Source organism: Acidisphaera sp. S103, from assembly GCF_009765975.1.
Lineage (GTDB): Bacteria > Pseudomonadota > Alphaproteobacteria > Acetobacterales > Acetobacteraceae > Rhodopila.
Map to the genome: position 1 here is coordinate 1 of NZ_LMUJ01000089.1, position 8007 is coordinate 8007.

An 8007-nucleotide genomic window follows, 5' to 3' on the forward strand; every position below is an offset into this window, starting at 1 on the left:
GTTGATCAGGTTGCGCACCGGGGCGCCGGTTTTCAGTTGGGCGAAGCCTTCGTTGATGTCCTCCAGCTTGATGTGGCCGGAAACCAGGGTGTCGAGCTTCAGCCGGCCCTGGCGCCACAGTTCCAGCAGGCGGGGCATGTCCACCCGGAAGCGGTTGCCGCCCATGCTGGTGCCCTGGATCTTGCGGTCGCGCAGGAAATCGGCGCCGTGCAGCTCGATCTTGGTGCCGAACGGGATCATGCCGATGATGGTGGCCACGCCGCCGGGGCGCAGCATGGCGAAGGATTGTTCGGCGGTGGTTTTCAGGCCGATCGCCTCGAATGAGTAGGGCACACCCTTGCCGTCGGTCATGTCCTTGATCGCGGCGACGGGATCGACGTTGGAAGCGTTGATTGTGTGGGTCGCGCCCATTTCCCTCGCTTTTTCCAGCTTCGAGGGATTGGTGTCGATGGCGATGATGCGTTCGGCGCCGGCGATGGCCGCGCCGTTCACCGCGGACAGGCCGATGCCGCCGCAGCCGATGACGGCGACGGTGGCGCCGGGTTCGACTTTCGCCGCATGGAACACGGCGCCGACGCCGGTCATCACGCCGCAGCCGACCAAGGCGGCTCGGTCCAGCGGGATGTCGTTGCTGATCTTAACGATGGCATGTTCATGCACGACCATCTGTTCGGCGAACACCGACAGGTTGAAGGCCTGGTGCAGGACCTCGTTTTTCCATTTCAGCCGGCGAGCGGTGCCGGGCAGCAGCTTGACCTCGGTGTTGTCGCAGAGGTTGGTGTGGCCGGTGGTGCATTGCTCGCACTCGCCGCAGAACACCGACAGGCAGGTGATGACGTGGTCGCCGGGCTTGACGTAGGTGACGTCCTCACCGACGGCTTCCACCACTGCCGCGCCCTCGTGTCCGAGCACGGCGGGAACGGGGTAGGGGTAGAGGCCTTCCATGAAGTGGAGGTCGGAGTGGCACAGACCGGCATAGGCCGTGCGCAGCAGCACCTCGCGGCGTTTCGGCTTCTCGATGACCACATCCTCGATGGTCAGGGGCGTGTGGGCTGCGTGGAAGACCGCGGCTTTCATGGTGATTTCCCTCCGGTTTTTATGGGCCGGCGGGGATGCTAGCCGCGTTGTTGGCGGACGCCAATGTCCGGGATCAGCGCCGGGCGTTGACCGGCCGCCGAAGCAGCCGGCCCGGGTTTACGCCCGCCGCGATGACGAGGGCTTACTTGGCGCCCGCACCGCTGCCTGACATGCCGCCGCCAGCGCCGTTGCCCGCACCGCCGCCGGACATGCTATTAGGGCTGGAGCCGCTGCCTGACATGTTGCTCATGCTGCCGGAGCCGCCCGATTGCGACATGCCGGTCGATGCGCCACCGGACATGTTGCCGGAGCCGTTACCGGTGAAGGTCTGGCCTTGCTGGGCGGCCTGGTAACTCTGGCTATTCAACTGATCGACTGACGAGTCCTGGGACGTATCCGCCTTCGAGGAGGCGTGCATGGCGCGGTCCCGGTGCGTTATCGCGGTGTGATGGGTGCTGCGGCCGTGGCTCGGCGTGCCCAGGCCATCCTGGTTCGACGACGCCGACCCGGTGTTGTCGCTGGAGGCCGCGCTGCCGGCGTTGTTCGGCATCGCCTGCTGCCCGGCGGGTGCGGCGGCGGAGCCTTGGGGGTTCGATTGGGCAAACGCGGGGACGGCGCTCAGCATCGCGATCGTGCAAACGGCTTGAAGTAAACGAATTTTCAGCATCCTGATCTCCTTACCTGGCATGACCCGGGAAATGGGGAAGTGTCCCCAGGGCAGCCACCGGCACCTAGTGCCAGGATGCTCCGGTTGCGCATCACTTCCGGTTGCGCGGGGATCAATTTTGCCGGTTCACGCCGATGATCTCCCGATATCTGGATCAAGCCCGCGCAAGACCCCTGGGGTCGGGGGCCGGTTATCCGTCAGTGCGGGTGATACCAATGCCAACGCGACTTGGCATGAGCGTCCTAATTCGCAGCCGACCGGGAATCGAAGCCGAGGAAGCCGGCACTGGGCAGTGGCGTGCCGCCGTCATTGGCGAACCGCCTGGGCGTCGCCACCGGCCTGACGCCGGCGGGTGCGCTGGTTGCCGCGACGGTCTTGGCCGGGGTCGCCTTGCGCGGATTTGCCGACTTCCCGGACAGCACGATCTTGCCGGACGACTGGGTACCACGCCCGATCGCTTGGGAACCTCGGTCGCTGTCTTCGCTGCGCATGGACAGCAGCAGAAAGGAAATGTCATTGCGGCTGAGATCGACCGACAACTCCATCGGCGTCATGCCCAGGACGTTGGTGGCGCTCAGGTCGGCGCCTCGGTTCAGCGCATCGCGGGCGGCGGCGATATCGCCACGGTTGATGGCATCGAACAGCGCGTCATTCGGCTGCAGGTCGCCGGCGGCCTTGGTGGCCGGCGCCGCCGGCGCCCGTGCCGTGGCGCCAGGGACCGCCGCGGGTGGTGCCAAGGGGCCGGGCTGGTTCGCGGCGGCGGCCGCGCGGTTCTCACGGCCAGCCGATGTGACCGGCGAGTTCATCATATCCTGCGACCATGCGGCGGAAGAAGCGAACAACGTCAGCGTCACACCAAACGCCAGTGCGGCAAGGTGCCGGCCCGCGAAAACAGTCGTGGCGGAAACGTTCATGGCCCAAACCTTCCTGGCGTCAGCCATTGCTGGAACTGCGAAAGCGGCGTTCTAGACTATTTTAGGGATAACCGTACAGCCTGAAAATCGTCCGGCGGCCCGTTGGATGCTGGATTTCGGCCATTTGATCGGACTGATGCCCAAATAAGATCGCGGCAAACGGCCGATCGGGGTCGTTGTCGCGTCACGGGCACTGTGCCGCGACAGATGGCCCAGGCGAGCCGGGCAATGAAGGCAGACCGCCGGAACCATGGTGGTGGCTACGAGTCGCCGGTGCCCGGCCGTCGATATTACACCAGCCAGGTTGCCTCGTTCTCTCCCCAGGTCCGGCCGTCGCGCAGCCGTGTTTCGAGGCGGTGGAACTGTTCGATCAGGAAGTCGATGACGACGCGGGTGCGGTGCGCCAGATGCCTGCGTGATGGATAGACGATGAAGAGCTGCCGGCGGCGGGCGACGTAGTTGGGGATCAGGCGGTACAGCCGGCCGGCGCGGATTTCGCTCAGCGTCATTGGATCGCCCAGCAGCGCGATCCCATACCCGGCCGTGGCCGCCTGCCGCACGACCAGGCTGTTGTTCGAGCGGAACGCGCTGCCGATCTCCACGTCCACCGCGCCGTCCGGGCCGTCGAAGGCCCAATGCGTGCTGCCCGGTCCCATGTCGTGGATGATGCACGTGTGGGTCAACAGGTCCCTCGGATGTTCGGGGGCACCGTGACGTTCCAGATACGCTGGGGCCGCGACGGGCGCCGATGTCAGCGTCGTCAGGGCTCGGGACACCAGTGAGGTATCCGCCGACTGGCCGAGCCGCAGGGCCAGGTCGAGGCGCTCTGCGACAAGGTCCTCAGCGTGTTCGCTGACCACCAGTTCAACGGCCAGACCGGGATGGGCGGCAAGCAGTGTGGTGAAATCCGCGACCAGCAGGACCGCCGCGCCGATCGGCAGCCCGATGCGGACCAGGCCGGTTGGTGAGCCGCCGTCCTTACCGAACGTGTCCTCCAGATCCTCGGCTTCTTCCAGCAAGTGGCGGGCACGGGTCAGCAGGTCCTGGCCATCGTCGGTCAGGCTGAGCTTGCGGGTGGTGCGGTGGAGCAAACGGACGCCGAAATGTTCCTCCAACTGCGCGACCTGGCGGGTGATCGCAGACTGGCTGGCGTTGGATTCGCGGGCGACGGCGGAGAAGGAGCCGGTCTCGACGACCCGGATGAAGATTTGCAGCCCGTTGATCAGATCCATCGTCCGGTGTTCCGTCTTGAAGATCGTCGCCGCTTATGGCGGGGCGCCTGATCAGGGGCGTGCGGCGGTTCGCCGGTGTCCTGCTCGTGCTGGCGATTTCAAGGCCATATCGCGTCGGTTCGTCAACGTGACAAGGCGTGGCGTCAGGCGGCCATGCGGGTCGCCAGGGCCTGGAAGATGGGCACGGCGGCGGCGAGGTCGGCGATGTGGACCGATTCGGCCGGCTTGTGGGCGACGCCGATGTCACCGGGGCCCATGACGACGCAAGGGGCGATGGCCTGCAGGATCGAGGCGTCGGTGCCGAACGGCACGGTGGTGGCAGCCTGCCCGCTGGCGGCGACGCATTGCTGGACGAACGGGTCGTTGGCGGGGCGTTCGGGCGGGCGGCCTTCCTCGGCCTCGGTGACGGTGATGCCATGGCGGGCGGCGGCGGCGTGGACGGCCGTACGGATCGGCGTGGGGTCGATTCGGGCTGAGTAGCGGAACTTGATGCGCGCGGTGGCGACGGGGACGGTGACGTTGATGGCGGTGCCGTGGTTGTCGATGACCAGGTTGAAGTCGCTGAAGGGCGGGGTGTAGGCGTCGTCCTGCAGGGTCCGGTCGGTCAGCAGGCGGTCGAACACGGTCTTCATCTCAGCAAGGAAGGGGATCAGCGCCCAGTTGGCGTTGCGGCCGGCGCCGGTGGAGCTGTGCGCCTGGACGCCATGCGCCACGCAGGTGAACAGTATATGGGCGCGATGGCCGCGGACCGGGCGGAGTTGCGTGGGCTCCACCACCAGGATCCCCTTGGGTTGCACCGTTCGCACCAGGGCGGACCGTTCGGCGATGGCTCGGGCACCGAGCTTGGTGGTTTCCTCGTCGGTGGTGAGCAGGAAGGTGACCGGGATGGTGTCGGGCAGGGCTCGGGCGGCGATGATGGCGGCCGCGACGGGGCCTTTCATGTCGGTGCTGCCCAGGCCATGCAGGATGCCGTCGGCGTCGATGCGGCCCGACCAGGGATCGTCCTGCCAGCCGGTGTCGGGCACGGTGTCCATGTGGCCGGAGAAGGCTAGGCCGCCAGGGCCGCCGCGATGCGCCACCAGGACTCGCTTGGGGACGCCGGCGGCGTCGGGGTAGTCGATGCGCTCGATGTCGAAGCCGGTCAGTTCCGGCTCGATGCGGTCGGCGACTTGGATGTTGGAGATGGAACTGCGGCTGTCCAGCGTGACGAGGTCGCGGGTCAGGTCTGCGATCGTGGCGGAAAAATCGGTCATGATGCTGGATAGTCGGTCCGGTGGGACGGTTGCAACCCGGTTAGCGCTCCACGAAGGCGCGCAGGCGTGACAGGGCGTCGTCCCATTGCGCGGAGACGGTGTCGAGGAAGGATTTGGCCCGAGCGATCGGTTCGGCGTTGTAGATGAACTGGCTTTCGCGGCCGACTCGGATGCTGCTGACCAAGCCGGCCTTTTCCAGCACACGCAGGTGCTTGGTGACGGCTTGGCGTGTCAGCCTGGTGTCGCCGGCGAGGCGGACGATCGACTGGGTCTGGCCGTCGCTGAGCTTGACCAGCAGCGACAGGCGGGTGCGGTCGCCGAGGGCGGCGAAGATGGGCGCCTGGGTGTCAAGACTCGACATGGGTTCGAATGTTGGTGAGTTGCGTCGACCAGCCGCCGTCGTTCATGCGCAGGGCGATGGGCTTGCGGTCGGGCGGCAGGGCGTCGAAGCCGGATTCGGTGATGGTCAGGCGGGTCCCGGTCGGGACCGGTTCGAGTTGGAAGGTGACGCGGGTGGGAGGCTCCTGCGTGTAATCCACGTTGGGATCGACGGCGTAGGGGTGCCATGTGAAGGCGAACAGGGTGGGCTGGTCCATTGTTTCGATGGTTGCCCGCCAAAGGACGTGCTCGAAGCCGGGGTAGGTGATGTGGCCGGTGGATTGCTGTCCGCGGATGAATGGGCCGTCGAGACGGACGCGGAACCACTCGCCGAATTCGCTGTGGTCGGTCAGGGCGCGCCATACGCGATCGATGGGGGCGTTCAGGACGATGGTTTTGTTGATGCTGTCGGTCATTGTGCAACCTCCTGGTTGCTTATGGCGCAAGGTGAATGAAAAGGCAACCATTGGGTTGCGGGTTGGTCCGACATTCCGCCGAGATTAGTGTGCGCCTCGTTTCAGGTCTGCTGACGAACGGACCAAGAAATTGGAACCGCGGATGAATGCAAATAGGCGGAATGGCGATGGGCTGCCCGATCTGTGAAACGGGGAAATTAGACGCGGGGATGATACCAAACGTGCTGACCGTTCGAGGCTGTTAACCTGGTCTGAGCAGGGCAACAATATACTTGACTAAGCGAACTGCATTTTGTGTTGAAATAGCGTTTTAAGCCACTACATGTGGGCGTCCGCCCTAACCAAGCGATAGGAGACAATCGCCCATGTTGAGTGATAGTGAGCCTCTCGCCCTGATTTACGTATGCTGCGCTTGGAGACGTCAGACCGTGCCGTACTCCCAGTTCAAGGGTTTGCCGATAGGTTCGACCATCACATGCGAACGTCATGGCCCTGTGACCTTTGAACCGGTCGAGTATTTGCAGATGATGGACCAACAGAGTGGGCCATACGAACTCGTTCTGAGACCAGCCACTTAGTCAGATATTTAGTCAGATATATAGTTGCCCTTAGCAGGGGCCGTCCAACGTCAGCTTTTAGCTATTTGCGTTCATCCGCGTTCATTTGCGGTTCCAATTTCTTGCTCGCTTTAGCCGAACAACCGAACCTTCGGCCTACCCCGCTTGAGCCCGCGCGTGCTTCCGATCAGACTGCGGGGCATGCCTCCCGATTATCTCGATCCGCGCTCCGGCGCGACGTTCCCGCTGGACCGGCCGCGCTGGTGCGGGCCGGACCATGCGCCTTTGCTTCTGACTCCGCTGCCCGGCCTGACGCGGGGGCAGATCGATACCGCCACGCGCAGCCTGTGGCGCTATCGGGCGGCGTTTCCGCTGCAGGTCGACACGCCGATCTCAATGGGTGAGGGCGCCACGCCGCTGATCGCCGGGACGGTGGCAGGCGCAAGGGTGCTGTTGAAGTGCGAGTGGTTCAACCCGACCAGCAGCTTCAAGGACCGCGGCGCCAGCGTGATGCTGTCTCTGCTGCGGGCGCAAGGGATCGGCCATATGCTGGAGGACAGCTCCGGCAACGGTGGCGCGGCGGTGTCGGCTTATGCGGCGGCGGGCGGGATGGCGGCGACGATCATGGCGCCGGATTCCACCAGCCCGGCCAAGACGGTGCAGATGCGGGCGCATGGGGCGACGGTCGAACTGATCCCCGGCACCCGCCAGGACACCGCGGACGCCGCCGTCGCCCGGTCGGAGTCAGTGTTCTATGCCAGCCACAACTGGCACCCGTTCTTCCTGCACGGCACCAAGACGCTGGCCTACGAATTGTGGGAGGATCTGGGGTTCCGGGCACCGGACAACGTGATCACGCCGTGCGGCGCCGGGTCGAACGTGCTGGGCTGCGAGATCGGGTTCTCGGAACTGCTGCGGGCCGGCGAGATCGAGACCATGCCGCGGATCTTCGCCGCTCAGCCGGCGAACTGCGCGCCGATCGCGGCGGCCTTCATGGCCGGGGCGGATGAGGCGGTGCCGACGGTGGTTTCTCCGACGATCGCCGAGGGGACGGCGATCGCTAAGCCGGTGCGGATGCGGGAGGTGCTGGGGGCGCTGCGGGAAACGCGGGGCGGGGCGGTAACGCTGACCGAGGCGGAGATCGCCGGGGCCACGCTCGATCTGGCGCGTATTGGGATCTATGTGGAGCCAACGAGTGCGCAGGCGGCGGCGGCGTTCGGGAAATTGCTGGCGACGGGGACGATTACGCCTGAGCAGACGACGGTGCTGGTGCTGACGGGGAGCGGGTTGAAGGCGACGCCGCGGATCGCTGAGTTGATGGGGATTGCGTTGTGAGGTTGGGTTTGGTGACTGGCACCGTTTTCACCGTCATGGCTGGGCGTGTCCCGGCCATCTTCGCACCGGCCGTTGAAGCGCGGATGGCCGGGACACGCCCACGGTTGTCTGGCACGTTTCTTGATATGATACGGTATCAGACTGTCTCATATCAGGACACCCTGTCCGGGCACGCCCT

Annotated in this window: 8 protein-coding genes; 1 reads left to right on the plus strand and 7 read right to left on the minus strand. The window is 65.4% G+C overall.

From position 1 onward, the window contains the following. The 7 genes from GSQ89_RS29590 to GSQ89_RS29620 form a co-directional block, all read right to left on the minus strand. A partial coding sequence (locus GSQ89_RS29590; RefSeq protein ID WP_158931714.1) for a Zn-dependent alcohol dehydrogenase occupies window positions 1-1077 on the minus strand: 1077 nt, incomplete at its 3' end. A 142-nt stretch (window positions 1078-1219) separates the two neighbouring features. Continuing rightward, window positions 1220-1744, minus strand: coding sequence for a hypothetical protein (locus GSQ89_RS29595; protein WP_158931715.1), 525 nt, complete (start codon window positions 1742-1744; stop codon window positions 1220-1222). Between the two features lie 242 nt (window positions 1745-1986). Continuing rightward, a complete protein-coding gene (locus GSQ89_RS29600) occupies window positions 1987-2658 on the minus strand; it encodes an ankyrin repeat domain-containing protein (RefSeq protein WP_158931716.1) in 672 nt (223 codons plus the stop codon). Window positions 2659-2948: 290 nt separating this feature from the next. Next, complete coding sequence (locus GSQ89_RS29605; protein WP_158931717.1) at window positions 2949-3890, minus strand: LysR family transcriptional regulator; 942 nt, start codon at window positions 3888-3890, stop codon at window positions 2949-2951. 143 nt (window positions 3891-4033) lie between these two features. Then, window positions 4034-5143 carry a M20/M25/M40 family metallo-hydrolase gene (locus GSQ89_RS29610; protein ID WP_158931718.1) on the minus strand — a complete coding sequence of 370 codons (1110 nt, stop codon included), beginning with the start codon at window positions 5141-5143 and terminating at the stop codon, window positions 4034-4036. 40 nt (window positions 5144-5183) lie between these two features. Further along, entirely contained in the window at window positions 5184-5504 is a 321-nt protein-coding gene (locus tag GSQ89_RS29615) for a helix-turn-helix transcriptional regulator (RefSeq protein WP_158931719.1), read from the minus strand. Further along, window positions 5491-5937 (minus strand): SRPBCC family protein, encoded by a 447-nt coding sequence (locus tag GSQ89_RS29620; protein WP_158931720.1) that lies wholly within the window; start codon window positions 5935-5937, stop codon window positions 5491-5493. The genes GSQ89_RS29615 and GSQ89_RS29620 overlap by 14 nt, the downstream gene beginning before the upstream one ends. A 734-nt stretch (window positions 5938-6671) precedes the next feature. Here GSQ89_RS29620 and GSQ89_RS29625 point away from each other — a divergent pair. After that, complete coding sequence (locus tag GSQ89_RS29625) at window positions 6672-7829, plus strand: pyridoxal-phosphate dependent enzyme (protein WP_254073423.1); 1158 nt, start codon at window positions 6672-6674, stop codon at window positions 7827-7829. The last annotated feature ends 178 nt before the right edge of the window (window positions 7830-8007 follow it).